We start from the raw sequence: 15,951 nt of genomic DNA, 5'->3' as shown, positions 1-15,951 counted from the left end.
TGTTGTAGCCGCAATGATCGCTGTGCGGCGCTGTGCACCTGGCCCTGGCTTGCTGATCGCGGGCGCCCTCGCGGGCGCGTGCGCTGCCGCGCCGGACGCGCCCGCGCGGCCGGCAGGCGACGTCGAGGCGCCGTCCGGCGGCGCCCTGCCTGGGGCCGCGGAGGCGGCGCGGGTGCCCATGCCGAGGCCGGCGCGGGCGCGGCTCGGGGCGGCGGTGGTCGCGAACCAGGCCTGCGAGGGGTGCCACGAGGAGGTGGCGCGGGAGTGGCGCGCGTCGCTCCACCACCGGGCGAACACCGAGCCGGCCTACCGGCGGGCGTTCGCGATCGAGCCGATGCCGTTCTGCCGGGCCTGCCACGCGCCCGAGGCGAGGCCGGAGGAGCCAGAGCCGGAGGCGCTCGGGGCGCTCGGGGTGGGGTGCGTGACGTGCCACGTGACCAGCGACGGCGAGGGCGGGCTCGCGGGGGAGGCGGCGGCGCCGGTGCTCGCGGCGCCGTGGGCGGGGCGCGGGGCTCCGCCGGCGGCGCCGCACGCGGTGATCCGGGACGCGCGGTTCGGGGGCGCGGACGCGTGCGCGGCCTGCCACGAGTTCGCGTTCCCCACGGCGCGAGGGCGATCGGCCGCGGAGCTGATGCAGTCGACCGTCATCGAGCACCGCGCGTCGCCGGCCGCGGATCAGCCCTGCGCGGCGTGCCACATGCCGCGCGGGCCGGCGGGGCGGCGCGGCCATGGGTTCGCAGGATCGCGGGACGAGGCGCTCGTGCGGGGCGCCGTCGCGGTGACGGCGCGGCGGCTCTCGGCGACGCGCGTGGCGGTGACGCTCGCGCCCGCGAACGCGGGGCACGCGTTCCCGACGGGGGATCTGTTCCGGAGGCTCGAGGTGTCGGCCGAGGCGCTCGGGCCCGACGAGCTCGTGCTGGGGCAAGCCGAGCGCTACCTGACACGGCACTTCGCGCTGCGGCCCGGGGCCATCGGGCGGAAGCTCGTGGCCGACGATCGGGTGCACGCGGAGCCCGTGACGGTGGAGCTCGACGTCGGTGCCGCCGGCGAGGGGCGGGCGATCGCGTGGCAGGTGGCCTACCAGCGGGTGGCGCACCCGAACGGGGTGGACCTGCGCGACGCGGAGATCGAGGGCGAGATCCGGGTGGCGTCGGGGAGGCTCGCGCCGTGAGCGGACGAGGGATCGGCGCGAGGGGAGCAGGCCGGCGCGGCGAATGGTCCGGGGTGGTGGGCGGCGGAGCAGCCGGCGGGGTCGAGGATGGAGAGCGTGCGAGCGCGGCGCGGCAGTCCGGCGCGGCCGTGCCTGGAGGAGGACGAGCGATGAGCGGGCGAAGGGCGTGGTGGGGGCTGGGCGGGCTCGTGATGGCGATGGCGGGGTGCGGCCCTGTGCCTGCGCCGCAGGCCGCGGACGGGCCGCGCGCGGAGGCCGCAGCGCAGGGGCCGGGCGCGGCGGGTCCGGCAAGCGCGGCGGGCGCATCGAGCACCGCAGGCGCGGCGGGCGGGGTGAAGGCGGACGAGGCGGCGAAGCCGGCGCCGCCGCCGAAGTCGGCGTTCGCGCCGGTGGCGCAGATCCCGGCGGACGTCGAGCTGCGGCTGCACCCGGTGGAGGGGGCGCTGCTCGTATCGACCTCCAACCTGACGATGCTCGAGGGGGAGCAGACGGACGTGGCCGCCGCGGTCGGCGTGCTGAAGGACGGGAAGATCGAGTTCCCGAAGCGCCTGCGCCTGCCGGGGTGGTGGGTGTCGGTGATGGACGTCCACGGGCGTTATCCCGACCAGCTCGACCTGATCGCGACGGGCACCACGGGCCGCACCGGCGTCGCCGAGCACTACGCGCTGGGGGCGAAGGGCTGGGAGCGGCGCGTGAGCAGCGCGGGCCAGTGGTTCACCGGGGTGGCAAGGATGGGCAGCTCGCTCGTGGGGCTGGCGGGGCCGTCGATGATCGGGCCCTCGCGGTTCATCACGCTGCGCGGGCCCGGGGTGGGGCTGACGATCACGCCGGCGCCCAGGAAGGGGGAGTGCCGCGGGTTCGACTTCGAAGGGGCATCGCCCTATGCGGAGGCCGAAGTCCGCCCGGAGGCATTCGGGGCGACGCGCGATGGGACGGCGCTGAGCTACGGGCGCAACTGCCGCGGGGAGAGCGCCCTGGAGGTCTGGAAGCGCGGCGAGAAACGCTCGACCATCGTGCCTGTCCCGGCGCCGTCCGAGGAGCAGGAGGCCGACGATGTGCGCACGCTGATCCTGCCGGGCCCCGGCGACGGCGAGGCGTGGATCGTGGACGGGGGCGTGCTCCGCTACCAGGGCGGGGAGGCGAAGAAGATCGACCCGCCGGCGAAGGGCGCGCGCGTGCTCACGGCGTCGGCGGCGCCGGACGGGACGCTGTGGGCGCTCACGGACGACGCGCTGTTCGCGCGCAAGGGCGATGCCTGGGAGCAGGCGCCGCTGCCCGACGGGGTGAAGGCCCGGGACGTGGCCGTCGGGAGCGACGGCGCGGTATGGGTCGCGGCCGGCGGGGCGATCCTGAAGCACGGCGGCGCCAGCGAGGCCGCGGGCGCGGCGCCGGGGACCCTCCAGCTCCAGAAGGGGCCGCCGCCGACGCCCAAGGAGAACCGGACCTTGCCCAGGCCCGGCGGGCCGAAATGCCCTCAGAACCTCGTGGTGCTCTACACGTTCAGCAAGACGGCGCCGGACGACTACGACTTCCCGCTGACGCGCAAGGCGCTCAAGGGACGCACGGAGTTCTCGCCGGCGCGCTTCGTGGTGACGCGCGACATGGGGCAGCGCTTCTTCGCGGCGTTCGTGCCGACCTGGGATCTCGCGAAGAAGCTGGAGGAGCGGATCAAGACCGATGTGCAGGGCTCGGCGCCGCAGATCGTGTGCGCCAGGCCGGAGGTGGTGCGGGAGCTGAAGCTCGATCTGAGGACGGGAGAGGTCGCGAAGTGAAGACGGGTGAAGACGGCGCGACGGGGGCGCCGGCGTGCAGCGGCGCAATCCGCCGTTGGTACGCTGTCCGCCGCAGGCAGCGGCGGCCCCGTTCAGAGGTGTCGGGTCTCTTCCGGTGGCGCGCCCCAGTTGTTGTTGCGCCCGTCGGCGTATCGGATCGGCGCGGAGACGAGCTCCGCGGGATCCACGTCGTCCAGCGAAGCGAGCTGGACCGCCACGTAGTCGCCGCCTATCTCCTCGACATACCCGCGCCCGAACGAGCGCACGCCGCAGTGTCGACAGAACAGGTGGTGCCCGGCCTTCATGCCGAACTGGTAATCGCTCAGCGCGTCCTCTCCCGCGAGCAGCCGGAACGCGTCCGGCTTCAGGATCACGTTCCAGTTCCTCGTCTTGGTGCAGATGGAGCAGTTGCACTTGTTGGTTCCAGCGCTCAGGTCGAGCTCGGCCTCGAAGCGGACCGCACCGCAGTGGCAGCTCCCCGTGTATGTCTTCTTCATGTACAAACCTCCTGGCAGGACAGGCGTTCACGTTCGAACGCTCGACGGCCTGACGGTACCCGAATCCGCGCCGGCGGGAGCCCCCTTCGAAGCGCCGCCGCGCGGTCTGGAGACGCGCTGCGCCGGCGGCGCCGGGGCATCCGTCCGCCGAGCCGCAAGCTCGTTGCCCTGACACACCTGTCATGCGCCGCTCGGCGGGCACCTGGCACAAGGCGTCCGGAGAGCCAGCTGCTTGCGCCGCACGGGTGGCCTGCCCGTTGCTACGCCACCGCGTCCATCGACGGCGGTCCCGCCGTAGAGAGGATGCCCCCCAATGTCCTTGTCTCTTTTTTCCCTCGTCCCGCTCGGCTCTTGCGCGCGCACGACCGCCGCGCTCGCCGCCGGATTCGTCATGGCCGCCGCCATGCCCGGCTGCATCATGAACCCGAAGGCATGCACCGAGATGGGCTGTAGCGACACCTTCACCATCACCGCCGCGACGGCGAACAAGAGCTGGGCAGCGGGAGAGTACACGCTGGAGCTCACGGTGGACGGCAACGCGGTGTCGTGCGCCTACAGCTGGACGAACACACCGAAGGTCGGCGGCGGCGGCGAGTTCGTCCAGTGCAGCCCGACCGTCAGTGTCTCGATCAATGCAGTGGCAATTTGCACGGAGACGAGGCACGGCGACGCCGTCTCCCAGAGCTGCATCCCGGCCCCCGGGCAGTTCACGCAGGTGCTCGCGATTCAAGGCACGCCGGCGCGCGTCGACGTCGTCATGCGGCGGAACGGCGCCCTCCTCGGAGAGCAGACCTTCACCCCCGCGTACCGGACATCGTACCCGAACGGCAAAGACTGCGGGCCTGTGTGCCGACAGGACGCGCAGGACTGGGCGCTCCCGTAGCCGTCCGCGCCGAGGTGCTTCTCTACACCGGTTTCCGCCCACCGCTGCGCCATGCAGAGCGGCGGTCACCCGCACAGGAGACGGGCCCAGATCGGCGTTTTCGGCGCGGAAGCGCACTCCGGTGCGCTGAGCACCGAAAACGTCGAGGTGGGCCCGTATCCGAAGCGGGTGACCGTCGCTCTACTCCCAGCGAGCGGAGAGAACCCCCCTCATCCGGTCGATCCGCAGCGCCCGCTCCAGGGCGCGCCCCTCGTAGGCGCTGAGCACGGCGGGGAGCGCCTGCCGGGCCAGCGCCAGCAGCGCGCGGCGGCGGACCTCCGGATCCAGCCTGCCCTCGACGACGATCTGGCTGAAGGCCAGGCCGAGGATCGCCTCGTCGCGGGTGAGCAGGCCGTACTCGTCCTCCTCGCCGAGCGCCTCGACCTCGGCCGCGTCCACGGCGTCCCAGCCGCCATTGCCGACCTCCCAGCGCTCGAGGAGCGCGTCGAGGAGCTCGATCGGGCTCTTCTTCGGGTGCTCGTCGCGGAAGTCGCGGAAGGCGGTGAGGGTCTCGTGCGCGGTCTCGTTGCCGAACGGAGCGGTCTCGTCGGTGAGCGACCAGAAGAACGGGTCGGCGAGGGCAGCGGCGGCCCGGGGGTGGCAGTCGTCGGGGGAGAGGTCGGGGAGCTCGGGCGCTTCGGTCATGGGAGAGGGCTTTCTCGAGGGAGGCGCGGGCGCGCCGCGCCGCCACCTTACCGCGTCGGCGCGCCCCGTCCGAGCGCAGCCCCCTCCTCCCCCGTCATTTCCAGTGCCACTTGCCCTTCCCCTTGCCCTTGTGCTTGTGCTTGTGGATGACGATCACCCGGCCGTCGTCGTCATCGTCGTCATGCACCACCACGGTCGGCTTGACGTCGACCTTCACGGCCCACGTGGTGGCCACCAGGATGCCGATCACGGGCGCGCTCGGGCCGACCACGATCACAGCGCCTGGACGGTAGCCGCAGAGGACCACGTGCGTGTGCCCGCCTTGCTTGAGCACCACCGTGATCTTGGTCGGATTGACCTTCACGTTGAGCTTGCCGGTGAAGTAGAGCCGATCGGGCCCGGGCGCGAGCACGATGACGTCCGGCCCCGACGGCGTCTGGATCGCGAGCTTGATCTCGCGCTCGCCGATCGGCACCGGCTTGAGGTTGAGATCGAGCACGTACACGCGCAGATCGCCGCTCTCCTTGTCGGCGACGATCTCCACGACGTCGTCTCCGACCGGCTGGAGCACACCCCCGTTCGGCCCCTTGGTCCCGTCGAGCTGGGTCGTCTGGTGCTCCCTGGCGCTCTCCTGGAGCTCCCGGGTCCCGCCGCGCGGCACGTGCAGCACCCCGTTGAACGGCTCGCCCTTCACCTTGAGCTCATAGCTGACCTCGGTCAGGTCATCCTCGAGCGGAGGGAGCTTGGCGAGCAGCACGCCCCCCGCCTTGGGCTCGGGCACGAGGGCCGCGCTCATGGGGGCTCCGCCCTTGCCAGGCACCTTGACCGAGACGCTGCCCGACACATCCGCCGCGATGGGCTTGCCGTCGCGATCCTTCACGAGCGCCGTCACCTGCCCGTCCGGGGCCACCGTCATGACGACGGACCCGGGCTCATGCTGCTCCGTCAGCGCCCAGTTGTCCTCGATGCTCTCCGCCGTGATCTGCGGCGACTTGCTGCAAGCAGGCGAGACGAGCGCCGCGGAGGCGACCCCGAGCGCGATGACCATGGATCGGAGACAACGTTGCATTGGCATACACCCCTCTTTGGTAACACCTTGAAGGCTCGATCGCCTCATACCTGCTTGCGCGTCACGGACCAGATGAAGCCGTCGTACCAGAAGTGCATCAGCGCGACCGTCTGCGTGATCGACCACAGCGCGCGGTCGTCCGCCGGCGCGAGCTCGGCCCAGGCCCCGTACACAAGGACGCCCCCGAGGAAGATCGCCGCCGCGATCGGCGCTCCGGCCCGGAGCGCGTCGAGCCGCAGCCGGCGGCGGAGGCGCCCGCCCTCCGACCACCAGACGAGCGCCAGGTACTGCACGGCGTGGAACAGGTTCATGATGAAGAAGGCCTGTCCCCAGGGGTTGAAACCCCACGTATAGATCGAGCAGAGACCCGTGCTGACGAGCAGCCACACCTTGGGGAACGACACCCGGTAACCCCGCCGGAACATCGCGCGGTAAGCGAGCGCGTAATAGACCAGGTACGCCGTGCCCGCGGCGATGACGGCCCAGCTGATGGCGCGGTGGCTCGAGGTCATCAGCGCAGGGACCGCGGTGAAGAAGGCGGGGCCCACGCCCTCGAAGGCGTCGAAGCTCTGGAAGTGGAGGAGCATCGTCGCGCCGCCCAGGATGGGGCCGGCATAGAGGACGAGGTTGAGCCACAGATCCAGCCGGCGGCCGAGCGCTGGCGCGTTCCCCGCGCGCGCGTCGTAGATGCGCCCGAGGCCGAACGTCTGGAGCGCCGAGTGGTAGACGTCCCAGAACACCACGAGGACCGACACGCAGGCGACGGCCCACATGGACAGCATCATCGCGGCGAACAGGGCGACCGGCGCCACGAGGAAGCGGAGCCGGTGCTGCCGGAAGATGTCCGCGTTGCCGTGGCTCCGGAGGAGCACCGCGGCGAGGTGGCCGTGGATGAGCGTGCCGATGAAGAGCCCCTCCCGCGTGACCTTCTCCCCGTGAAGCCTGAACGTCGCGTCGGCGAACGGCGTCCCCGCGATCAGGGCGCCCGCGGCCAGCGCGATGAGCGGCGGGAGCAGGAAGAAGGCCCAATCGTACCCGGGGCCGACGATGTACGCGGCCCGGCCCACACCGAGCTGCGCAGCGGACGCGAGCTCGGCCCGTGCGCTCATGTGGGACTCGGTGCCGCCGCGGGCCGCGGCTCCGGTGCTGCTTGCGAGAAGCCGATCGTCCACCCCTGCACGGCGAGATGATCGACGAGCGCCAGCAGGAAGAGATTCACGCCGAGCATCTCCAGCGACTCCTCCACGAAGTCGATGAGCGCATAGATCAGGTTGTCGCTCCCGGCGCGCTCGGTCCAGTACCCGAGCGGCAGCTCCAGGACGAGGGCGCCGGTGACGTAGATCCCGCCCGAGAGGAGGAATCGATTCCGCGTCTCTCGCGGGAGGTGCGAGAGGAACTTGAGGTATGCGACCGCGAACAGCGCCACCACGGCGGCCGCCGGGATCACCCAGCTGAAGTACAGGACGCCGCCCAGATCGAGCCAGGAGCTCGCCGCTTCATGGATCTCGACCACCTCGTCGAGCGAGATGTAGAGGAAAGCCGCAGAGAGCCCCCACCAGTGCTTCACGAACTTGCCCGTGCGGCGGGCGCCGACGGCGATGGCAGCGAGCGTGAGTGAGCACACGAACAGCAGGGACGAGGTGTACCAGGTGGGCACATTCTGCTCGTAGCTCAGCGAGAACAACGGGACGACGCCGCTCTGGCTCCTCAGGTGGAGAAGCGGCTTGAGCACCTCGACGGCGAGCCCGGCGCCCGCGATCACCGCCATCACGGCGAGCAGCGCGACCTGGAGCCGGGCCCTCGAGACGGTGATCTGCATCGAATGAGAAGAACTACGCCAGGACGCTGGACACGGTCAATGCGTAAAGCAGCGGACGCCGGCGCAGAGAGGCGGCGCAGCGCGGGCTGGCGAGCGCGAGCGGACTCAGGAGCGCTCGCCATGCGCTCTCGAGGCCACCCTCGGTGCAATGCGGTGAGGGCGAACGGGCTCCATCCGTCGCGTTCGCCCCTGCTGTCCTGATCCCGCAATCGCCGCCGGACGCGCGCTCAAGGAGCGCTATAGGACACGATCTCGCCTTCGAAGCGGTAGTCACCGCCGTTGGTCCAGAACACGTCCTGACCTTCCGGGGCGATGATGCGCCAGGCGAAGTGCTGGCCCAGCGCGAGCACGGTGGTCTTGTTCTTCACGAGGTCGTGGGCCTGAACGCTGCGGTTCCGGCTCATGTCCGTCGAGAAGAGCGTCGAGCCCCTGAGGGCCAGCCCCCCCATCGAGCCACCCTGGTAGATCAGCGTCTTCGCCCCTCCGGCGATCGGCGCCTTGAACACGCCGCCGTCACCGGTGTTGGCCCAGTAGACGAACTGCGCGTCCACCGCGATCCCGGCCGGCTCTCCCTCGTTCTCGGCGATGACGGTCACGTCCCCGCCCGCTTTCGCCACCTTGTAGACCTTGTTCGTCGTGGCGCCGCCGGTCCAGTAGATGTTCTCTGCGTCCTGCGCCAGGTACTCCGGAGCGCCGGCGTCGGCCGCGAGGACGACGGGCGCGCCGCCGTCGAGGGGCATCTTGTAGATGTTGTGTCCGTCGCCGTCGCCGAAATAGACGGACGACTCGTCTCCGATGACGCTCAGCAGGTAGCCGATCTCGACGAGCGTCTCCATCTCCAGGGTCGATTTGTCGACGCGCTTGAGCGCCGAGGGGATGATCGGATCGTTGTCTCCGCCGCTCGCCCAGTACACGTGGGAGGCGTTGACCCACAGCGCCTTGGGGTCGGGATCCGCCGCGGTCATCGCCTCCACCTCGGTGGTGCCCGGCCTGACGCGATAGATGTACCCGTCGTTCGAGTCCGCGGGCGCGGTGGCCTCGGTGCCGCCGCTCGCGAAGTAGAGGTAGGTCTCGTCGGCCGCGAGCGCCATCGGGTAGGCGTGCTGGCTCGCCATCGCCGCCGGCGGGACCATCCCGGCCTGGAAGCGGGAGAAATGCGGCGTCTCCGTGATGACGCCGGCAGGGGAAGCGTCATGACGCCCGAGCCGCGTGAAATCATCGGCGTCGGCCGGCGCGGTGAAGGCGTAGGCATCAAGGAAGGTATTCTCCCCGAGCTCCGCCTCGAGCTCGACGGTGATCGGCAACGTGAGCGTGATCGGCTTGTCGAACGTCTGCCCCTCCGGGCCGAGGAGGTACATGGGCCCCACCCTGCCCTCGCGCGCGCCCTCGACGCGCTCGATGGTGATGTCCGTCGCCGCGCTGACCGCGCCCGGCGGCACTTCGATCTTGAACCCGTCGTCCGAGGTGAACACGCCGCCCTGAGCGTCGACGGAGAACTGCGGCTCGTTCCCCTGCGCGGCGCCGTCATCCGCGCCCGCCCCCCCGCACGACACGCTGCCCAGCCCGCTCGCCGCGCACGCCAGCACAATGAATGAGATTCTTTTCATCGACTTGCTTCTCCGCGGGCGGTCGCCGCCGCCCATGATCGACAGGGTTGCAAGCAGGGGCACGGCCGGAGTCTCCACGGTCGCGAGCCGATGAGGCGCGAACATGCCACAGCAGCGCCTCTCACGAGATGATCGTTGGAGGTGGGCTCGGGTGTTGTCGGATCAACGGCTTCCAGGTTTGATGGTCCGTCCCGGTGGCCAACGCGCGTGGTTCCGCCCCGGCCGACACGCGCTCGCCATGAAGACAAAGACGCCGTGAGCGCTCTCCGCGCTGGCAGTGGAGACGATTGACTGTGCCGAGCTCGCAGCACGCGGCCCCGGCGCCGCCGTCGCGTCCACACGACAGGGGAGCCCCGGAGTCACCGGAAGCGAAGCCAAGCATAAGCATGTGGGACCACCCCCCTACCCGTCACGCTGGTCCCGGATGAGCAGTCGCACCGCGGCTCATCGGCGGCTCACAAATCGGCGGGACGGGGCGACCTCGCGTTCGCCCCTGCTGTCATGCTGCCCGGCATCGCCGCCGGACGCGCGCGCTCAAGGAGCGCGGTAGGACACGATCTGGCCTTCGAAGCGGTAATCACCGCCGTTGGTCCAGAACACGTCCTGACCTTCCGGGGCGAGGATGCGCCAGGCGAAGTGCTGGCCCAGCGCGAGCACGACGGTCGAATTGCTCGCGAGATCGTGGGCCTGAACGCTGCGGTTCCGGCTCATGTCCGTCGAGAAGAGCGTCGAGCCCCTGAGGGCCAGCCCCCCCATCGAGCCACCCTGGTAGACCAGCGTCTTCGCTCCTCCGGCGATCGGCGCCTTGAACACGCCGCCGTCACCGGTGTTGGCCCAGTAGACGAACTGCGCGTCCACCGCGATCCCGGCCGGCTCTCCCTCGTTCTCGGCGATGGCGGTCACGTCCCCGCCCGCTTTCGCCACCTTGTAGACCTTGTTCGTCGTGGCGCCGCCGGTCCAGTAGATGTTCTCTGCGTCCTGCGCTAGGTACTCCGGAGCGCCGGCGTCGGCCGCGAGGACGACGGGCGCGCCGCCGTCGAGGGGCATCTTGTAGATGTTGTGTCCGTCGCCGTCGCCGAAATAGACGGACGACTCGTCTCCGATGACGCTCAGCAGGTAGCCGATCTCGACGAGCGTCTCCATCTCCAGGGTCGATTTGTCGACGCGCTTGAGCGCCGAGGGGATGATCGGATCGTTGTCTCCGCCGCTCGCCCAGTACACGTGGGACGCGTTGACCCACAGCGCCTTGGGGTCGGGATCCGCCGCGGTCATCGCCTCCACCTCGGTGGTGCCCGGCCTGACGCGATAGATGTACCCGTCGTTCGAGTCCGCGGGCGCGGTGGCCTCGGTGCCGCCGCTCGCGAAGTAGAGGTAGGTCTCGTCGGCCGCGAGCGCCATCGGGTAGGCGTGCTGGCTCGCCATCACCGCCGCCGGGATCATCCCGGCGTAGAAGGTGCCAACGGAGGTGGTCTCCGTGATGAGCTCAGCGGCAGAGACCTCGTGATGCTCGAGCGGCGTGAAGGCGTCGGAGCCCGTCGGCGCGGAGAAGCCGTAGGCATCGAGGACGGTATTCTCCCCGAGCTCCGCCTCGAGCTCGACGGTGATCGGCAGCGTGAGCTTGATCGGCTTGGCGAACGTCTGCCCCTCCGGACCGAGGCGGTACGTGGGGCCTACCGCTCCCTCGCGGGAGTCCTCGATGCTCTCGATGGTGAGCTCCGTCGCCGCGCTGACCGCCCCCGGCGGCACTTCGATCTTGAAGCCATCATCCCCGGTGAAGACCCCGCCCTGAGCGTCGACGGAGAACTGGGGCTCAGTCTCGTGCGTGGCGTCGTCGCCCGCGTCCGCCCCCCCGCACGACACGCTGCCCAGCCCGCACGACACGCACGCCAACACCATGAATGAGGTTCTTTTCATCGACTTGCTCCTCCGCGGGCGGTCACCGCCGCCCACGATGGACAGGGTTGCGAGCAGGGGCACGACCGGAGTCTCCACGGTCGCGACCTGTTAAGATTCGAACATGCCACAGAGGCGCCTCTGTGCGAGTTATTCGTCGAAGTCCAGGGCGTGTGTTCGGATCGAACACATCCTATATCGATGTTTCGTCCGACAGGGCCGTCCAGAACATGCAGTTGCGCCGCGGCTCACCGGCGGCTCATGAATCGACGCGAACGGGGCGAATCCGTCGACGTGATGGCGCGGCGCGCGCCGCGCCATCACGGGCAGCAGTGGAGAGCGTCGTGGGCCGGCGGGGGCTCGCTTGGCGGCGCTTCAGCGCCCGGAGAGCGGCGGCAGCCCGGCCTGCGCCGAGAGCCGGGCCATCGCGAGCTTCGCGGCGACGAGCGCCTCCTCCGGCGTGCGGCCCGTGGCGGAGAGGTGGCCCATCTTGCGGCCGGGGCGGGCGACCCGCTTGCCGTAGAGGTGGAGCCGGACGCCCGGGATCTCCAGCGCGGCCTCGAACGGCGGCGGCGCGCCGCCGAGCCAGACGTCGCCGAGCAGGTTGAGGATCGCTGCGGGGCGGACGATCTCGACCGAGCCGAGCGGCAGGTCGCACACGGCGCGGACCGCCTGCTCGAACTGGCTCGTCGCGCAGGCGACCTCGGAGGCGTGGTAGCTGTTGTGGGGCCGCGGGGCGAGCTCGTTGATGAGCAGGCGGCCGTCCTTGAGCAGGAAGAGCTCGACGACGAGCAACCCCTCGACGCGCAGGCCGACCGCGAGGTCGAGCGCGATCTGGACCGCCTGCCCCGTCACCGCGGCCGAGAGCGGGCCCGGCAGCAGCGACCAGTCGAGGATCTGGTCGACGTGGTGGTTCAGCGCCGGCGGGTAGACCGCGAGCTTGCCGCTCGGGCTCCGCGCGACGAGCACGGAGAGCTCGGCCTCGAGGTCGAGCGCCTGCTCGACCACGCAGCGCTGGCCGCCGAGCGACGCGAAGAGCGCCGCGGCCTCGCGCTCGAGGTCGCCGACGCCGCCAGCGCCGCCGTCGGCGCCATCGTTCAACCGGGCGTTCCCCGAGAGCCGCAGCTGGCCGCGGCCGTCGTACCCGCCGACGCACGACTTCACGAAGCACGCCCCGCCCATGGCGCGCGTCGCCTCGAGGAGCTGCTCGCTCGTCGCGACCTCGCGGAAGGGCCCCACCGGGAAGCCGTTGCGCGACAGCCACCCCTTCTGGACGCCGCGGTCCTGCACCATGGCCAGCACGTCGGCCGACGGGCGCACCGGCGCGAACCGGGCTGCGGCCACGAGGCCGTCCGTGGCGATCTTCTCGATTTCGAGCGTCACCACGTCGCACTGCGACGCGAGCTCCGCCGCCTGCGCAACGTCGTCGAACGAGGCGACGATGCAGCGATCGAGCACCGAACGGGCCGGGCAGTCCGGGTCGGGGTCGAGGGCGTGGACCTTGTACCCGAGCGTGCGGGCGGCCAGCGCCGTCATGCGGCCGAGCTGGCCGCCACCGAGGATACCGAGCGTAGAGCCGGGAGCGATGGGCATTTCCGGAGGACCTGTACGAGGGGGAGGGAAAGGAGGCCTGACGAGGCCCGACGAGCTAGACGATGACCGAGTCGCGTAGCACCGCCGCCTCCTGGGCGCCGCGGAAGGCGGCGAGGCGCTCGCGGAGCTCCGGGTGCTTGCCCGACAGGACCGCCGCCGCGAACAGGGCCGCGTTGGCCGCCCCGGGCTTGCCGATCGCCATCGTGGCGACGGGGACGCCCTTCGGCATCTGGACGATCGAGAGCAGCGCGTCCATGCCGTTCAGCGCCGTGGCGGGGATGGGGACGCCGATGACGGGCAGCACCGTCTTCGCGGCGACCATCCCGGGCAGGTGGGCGGCGCCGCCGGCGGCGGCGATGATCACCTCGATCCCGCGCTCCGCGGCCGTGCTCGCGTACTCGAACATCCGGTCCGGCGTGCGGTGCGCCGAGACGACGCGCACCTCGTGCGGGATGCCGAGCTGCGTGAGAAGCTCGCTCGTGACGGCGAGGTGCTCGTAGTCGCTCTTGCCGCCCATGATCACGCCGACCCAGGGCTTCTCGGCCGAGCTCGCTCCCATTTCCGCCGGGGTCCGGCCCTCGCCGGCCCCTCCCTGCGCCATCGTGCTCATCGTTCCACCGCTCACCGGCTCCTCATCCATCCGTCATTGGCATCCGTCATCGCTCGACGCCCCGCGCCTGCGTCAGCGCGTGAGCTGATCCAGCAGGCTCAGGCTCTCGCGCTCTTCCTCGCCGATCTCGCCGTCGGACGAGATCATCTCGCGCGCGGCGTCCAGGAAGAGCTGCCGGTGCGCGCGCGGGATCTTCATCGGATCCACGTCGTCGGCCGCGGGCGGCAGCTCGAGCCAGCCGCGCACCTGCTTGGTCTCCTCCGCGTCCAGGTGGAGCCGCAGGATCATCTTGCGCACGAACTCGCGCTCCTGGTCGCGCACCTGGAGGTCGGCCCAGGCGAACGAGCAGATGAACCGCATCAGCTGGAGGCGTTCTTCGCGAGAAAGCTTGTCGAGCATGGGCGGGGACTCTAGCCCGGATCCGCCAGCGTTTTGTGTGGAAATCAGCGAGCCGCGCGCCGCGTAAGGGGATTCCCGGATCCGCGCCTTCCCGCGCTCGCGCTGCCGCGCTCCCGCGTTCGCGTTCCCGCCCGCGCGTCCTCATGATGGGCTGCGCGCTCCAGCGCGCCCGCTCCTCGCCGCTCAGCGGTACGGGCGGGCGACGCGCGGGCCGCGCAGGAGCGCCGCCACGTGCAGCTGAGCGCCGAGCAGGTCGCGCAGGGTCGCCGGGTCCTCGAGCGGGGCCGGCAGCGTGATCACGATGGCGTGCGGGGCGATCCGGAGCGCGCGCGTGCGGACCTGCAGGCGCTTGACCGCCTCGCGCGCCCCGGGCGAGGCGGCGCGCAGCTGCTCGGGGTCGTCGGGGTCGAGCGCCGCGTCGAGGGGCGGATCCACCACCAGCGTGATCTCGGAGCGCTCGGGGTGGGGGCCTCGCTCGAAGCAGGTGTCGACGTGGAACGTGGCGCCGTCGACCTGCGCGTCCCGGATGCGCATGCGGCCCACCTCGAAGCGGCCGTGGACCTCGGCCGCGAACCGCTCCCAGGCCGCGCGCATCCCCGCCATCGGCGTGGGGGGCGGGATGCGCTCGTTCACGGCGCCGATCTCGGCCGCCAGCGCGGCGAGGTGCTCCAGGAACGCGCCGAGCCAGGGCTGATCGTGGCCCGGCGTCCGGGACCGGACCGACACGTGCTCGTCGTCCAGCCGGACGTCGTCGAAGGCGAGCAGCGCCCGGCGCAGCGGCCCCGCGACGACGGCGCGCACCTGGCCGGGATCGCGCCCGCGCACGCGGTAACGGCGGCCGAAGCCCTCGTCGTCCTCGGACGACAGCGCGAGCAGGAAGCGCTTCACGCCGACCTCCAGATCGAGCCCCCACGACGGCCAGCGCAGCTCGCCCACGAGCGCGCCGCTCGACGAGGACCCCGCGTCGATCGACACCGACGCCGCGGCGCCGGAGAGCGTGCCCGTGAGGCGGAGCTCCAGCGCGTCGAGGGACAGGCCGTGGCGCGCGCCGACCGCCTCCCAGACGGCGCGCCACCGCCCGGAGCCGATCTGCCGCCGCATCGCGCCGAGGCCGGGCGGGGCGTCGAAGATGCCGAGCACGAGCGGCGTCGTGTGGACGACGCCGTCCGCGCGCGCGAGGTCGACGCGCACCTCGAGCCCCCAGACGAGGGCGACCCAGCCGGCGTCGAACGACGGCGCGACGGAGCGGGGGATCCGGAACCGGAAGGGCAGCTCCCGCCCCTCGTCGCGGCTGTCCGCGCGGCGGAAGGCGGTGAAGCGGTGCGCCTCGGTCGCGCGGTTCGGCGCGGAGCGATCGGCGCTGAGGAGGCGCTCGACGCCGACCAGCGAGATCTCGATCCCGCGCACGCCGCGGCCCTGCACGTTGCCGAGGGCCACCGCCCCCGAGATCTCGTCGCCCGGCGCGAAGACGCGATCGTCGAGCGAGACCTCGACGAACGGGCTGTCGCCGCGCGCCGTGGTCCCCGCGGCCGGCGACCGGGCCGGGCGCGTGACGGGGCGGGGCGTGACGAGCACCTCGTAGGACTCCTGGACGTCGAGCCACCACGGGATCGCGATGGAGAGCGTGATGCCGTAGCGGATCTCGGCGCGCGTGCCGAGGTACGAGCAGGGCGCGTCGTCCGGGAGCGGGAAGCTCGCGCGGTAGCGCTGCTCGCCCTCCGGGAGCGTCGTCGCCCCCGAGACGCGGGCGACGAGCGAGAGGAAGTGGGGCGGCACGAGGACGCGCTCCTCGACGCGGGCGACCTGCATGCCCTCCAGGTGGAGCTCGATCGCGTCGACCGGCGTCCTCCCGCGGCAGCGGAGCACGAGCTCGACGAGGACGACGTCGCCCGGGTGCACGGTCCTGGACATCCGGAGCTCGACGTCGGGTCGGGTTCGCATGGTGTCCGGCTCA

At 71.5% G+C, this 15,951-nt stretch carries 14 protein-coding genes; 3 read left to right on the top strand and 11 right to left on the bottom strand.

Features of this window, described 5'->3' with window-relative positions:
* Nucleotides 1–49 precede the first annotated feature (49 nt).
* Both POL72_RS36870 and POL72_RS36865 read left to right on the top strand, forming a co-directional pair.
* Complete coding sequence (locus tag POL72_RS36870; RefSeq protein WP_272101496.1) at nt 50–1,171, top strand: multiheme c-type cytochrome; 1,122 nt, start codon at nt 50–52, stop codon at nt 1,169–1,171.
* Nucleotides 1,172–1,320: 149 nt separating this feature from the next.
* Nucleotides 1,321–2,943 carry an NHL repeat-containing protein gene (locus POL72_RS36865; RefSeq protein WP_272101495.1) on the top strand — a complete coding sequence of 541 codons (1,623 nt, stop codon included), beginning with the start codon at nt 1,321–1,323 and terminating at the stop codon, nt 2,941–2,943.
* A 92-nt stretch (nt 2,944–3,035) separates the two neighbouring features.
* Here POL72_RS36865 and POL72_RS36860 read toward each other — a convergent pair whose 3' ends face one another.
* Nucleotides 3,036–3,440: a GFA family protein gene (locus POL72_RS36860; RefSeq protein WP_272101494.1), complete on the bottom strand. Its 405-nt coding sequence runs from the start codon at nt 3,438–3,440 to the stop codon at nt 3,036–3,038.
* Nucleotides 3,441–3,753: 313 nt separating this feature from the next.
* On the opposite strand from POL72_RS36860, the gene POL72_RS36855 reads away from it, so the two are divergent.
* Nucleotides 3,754–4,323 (top strand): hypothetical protein, encoded by a 570-nt coding sequence (locus POL72_RS36855; RefSeq protein WP_272101493.1) that lies wholly within the window; start codon nt 3,754–3,756, stop codon nt 4,321–4,323.
* 180 nt (nt 4,324–4,503) lie between these two features.
* Here the strand turns inward: POL72_RS36855 and POL72_RS36850 are convergent, their stop codons facing one another.
* The 10 genes from POL72_RS36850 to POL72_RS36805 all read right to left on the bottom strand — a co-directional run bounded on the left by POL72_RS36850 (nt 4,504) and on the right by POL72_RS36805 (nt 15,938).
* Nucleotides 4,504–5,007: a hypothetical protein gene (locus tag POL72_RS36850; RefSeq protein ID WP_272101492.1), complete on the bottom strand. Its 504-nt coding sequence runs from the start codon at nt 5,005–5,007 to the stop codon at nt 4,504–4,506.
* Nucleotides 5,008–5,101: 94 nt separating this feature from the next.
* Nucleotides 5,102–6,076: a hypothetical protein gene (locus POL72_RS36845; protein ID WP_272101491.1), complete on the bottom strand. Its 975-nt coding sequence runs from the start codon at nt 6,074–6,076 to the stop codon at nt 5,102–5,104.
* 44 nt (nt 6,077–6,120) lie between these two features.
* Complete coding sequence (locus POL72_RS36840) at nt 6,121–7,185, bottom strand: hypothetical protein (protein WP_272101490.1); 1,065 nt, start codon at nt 7,183–7,185, stop codon at nt 6,121–6,123.
* Nucleotides 7,182–7,895, bottom strand: coding sequence for a DUF8692 domain-containing protein (locus tag POL72_RS36835; RefSeq protein WP_272101489.1), 714 nt, complete (start codon nt 7,893–7,895; stop codon nt 7,182–7,184). Before POL72_RS36835 ends, POL72_RS36840 begins: the two co-directional genes overlap by 4 nt.
* Before the next feature lie 227 nt (nt 7,896–8,122).
* Nucleotides 8,123–9,502, bottom strand: a complete 1,380-nt coding sequence (locus tag POL72_RS36830) for a DUF5050 domain-containing protein (RefSeq protein WP_272101488.1) — start codon at nt 9,500–9,502, stop codon at nt 8,123–8,125.
* 534 nt (nt 9,503–10,036) lie between these two features.
* A complete protein-coding gene (locus tag POL72_RS36825; RefSeq protein ID WP_272101487.1) occupies nt 10,037–11,416 on the bottom strand; it encodes a DUF5050 domain-containing protein in 1,380 nt (459 codons plus the stop codon).
* A gap of 354 nt (nt 11,417–11,770) precedes the next feature.
* Entirely contained in the window at nt 11,771–12,988 is a 1,218-nt protein-coding gene (purK, locus tag POL72_RS36820) for a 5-(carboxyamino)imidazole ribonucleotide synthase (RefSeq protein WP_272101486.1), read from the bottom strand.
* A gap of 55 nt (nt 12,989–13,043) precedes the next feature.
* On the bottom strand, nt 13,044–13,628 hold the full coding sequence (gene purE, locus POL72_RS36815) for a 5-(carboxyamino)imidazole ribonucleotide mutase (RefSeq protein ID WP_276597586.1): 585 nt from the start codon (nt 13,626–13,628) through the stop codon (nt 13,044–13,046).
* A gap of 42 nt (nt 13,629–13,670) precedes the next feature.
* A complete protein-coding gene (locus POL72_RS36810; protein ID WP_272101485.1) occupies nt 13,671–13,997 on the bottom strand; it encodes a tellurite resistance TerB family protein in 327 nt (108 codons plus the stop codon).
* 183 nt (nt 13,998–14,180) lie between these two features.
* On the bottom strand, nt 14,181–15,938 hold the full coding sequence (locus POL72_RS36805) for a vacuolar protein sorting-associated family 26 protein (protein WP_272101484.1): 1,758 nt from the start codon (nt 15,936–15,938) through the stop codon (nt 14,181–14,183).
* Nucleotides 15,939–15,951 lie beyond the last annotated feature (13 nt).

This window comes from Sorangium aterium (assembly GCF_028368935.1).
Lineage (GTDB): Bacteria > Myxococcota_A > Polyangia > Polyangiales > Polyangiaceae > Sorangium > Sorangium atrum.
Note: the sequence above shows the minus strand (reverse complement) of the source record. Positions and strands in the feature narration are given on the sequence as shown.

Coding starts and splice junctions, on each gene's coding strand:
- POL72_RS36835 (WP_272101489.1), bottom strand. CDS start 7,895: ATGCAGATCACCGTCTCGAGGGCCCGGCTCCAGGTCGCGCTGCTCGCC.
- POL72_RS36805 (WP_272101484.1), bottom strand. CDS start 15,938: ATGCGAACCCGACCCGACGTCGAGCTCCGGATGTCCAGGACCGTGCAC.
- purE (WP_276597586.1), bottom strand. CDS start 13,628: ATGGATGAGGAGCCGGTGAGCGGTGGAACGATGAGCACGATGGCGCAG.
- POL72_RS36845 (WP_272101491.1), bottom strand. CDS start 6,076: ATGCAACGTTGTCTCCGATCCATGGTCATCGCGCTCGGGGTCGCCTCC.
- POL72_RS36850 (WP_272101492.1), bottom strand. CDS start 5,007: ATGACCGAAGCGCCCGAGCTCCCCGACCTCTCCCCCGACGACTGCCAC.
- POL72_RS36855 (WP_272101493.1), top strand. CDS start 3,754: ATGTCCTTGTCTCTTTTTTCCCTCGTCCCGCTCGGCTCTTGCGCGCGC.
- purK (WP_272101486.1), bottom strand. CDS start 12,988: ATGCCCATCGCTCCCGGCTCTACGCTCGGTATCCTCGGTGGCGGCCAG.
- POL72_RS36825 (WP_272101487.1), bottom strand. CDS start 11,416: ATGAAAAGAACCTCATTCATGGTGTTGGCGTGCGTGTCGTGCGGGCTG.
- POL72_RS36840 (WP_272101490.1), bottom strand. CDS start 7,185: ATGAGCGCACGGGCCGAGCTCGCGTCCGCTGCGCAGCTCGGTGTGGGC.
- POL72_RS36830 (WP_272101488.1), bottom strand. CDS start 9,502: ATGAAAAGAATCTCATTCATTGTGCTGGCGTGCGCGGCGAGCGGGCTG.
- POL72_RS36860 (WP_272101494.1), bottom strand. CDS start 3,440: ATGAAGAAGACATACACGGGGAGCTGCCACTGCGGTGCGGTCCGCTTC.
- POL72_RS36810 (WP_272101485.1), bottom strand. CDS start 13,997: ATGCTCGACAAGCTTTCTCGCGAAGAACGCCTCCAGCTGATGCGGTTC.
- POL72_RS36865 (WP_272101495.1), top strand. CDS start 1,321: ATGAGCGGGCGAAGGGCGTGGTGGGGGCTGGGCGGGCTCGTGATGGCG.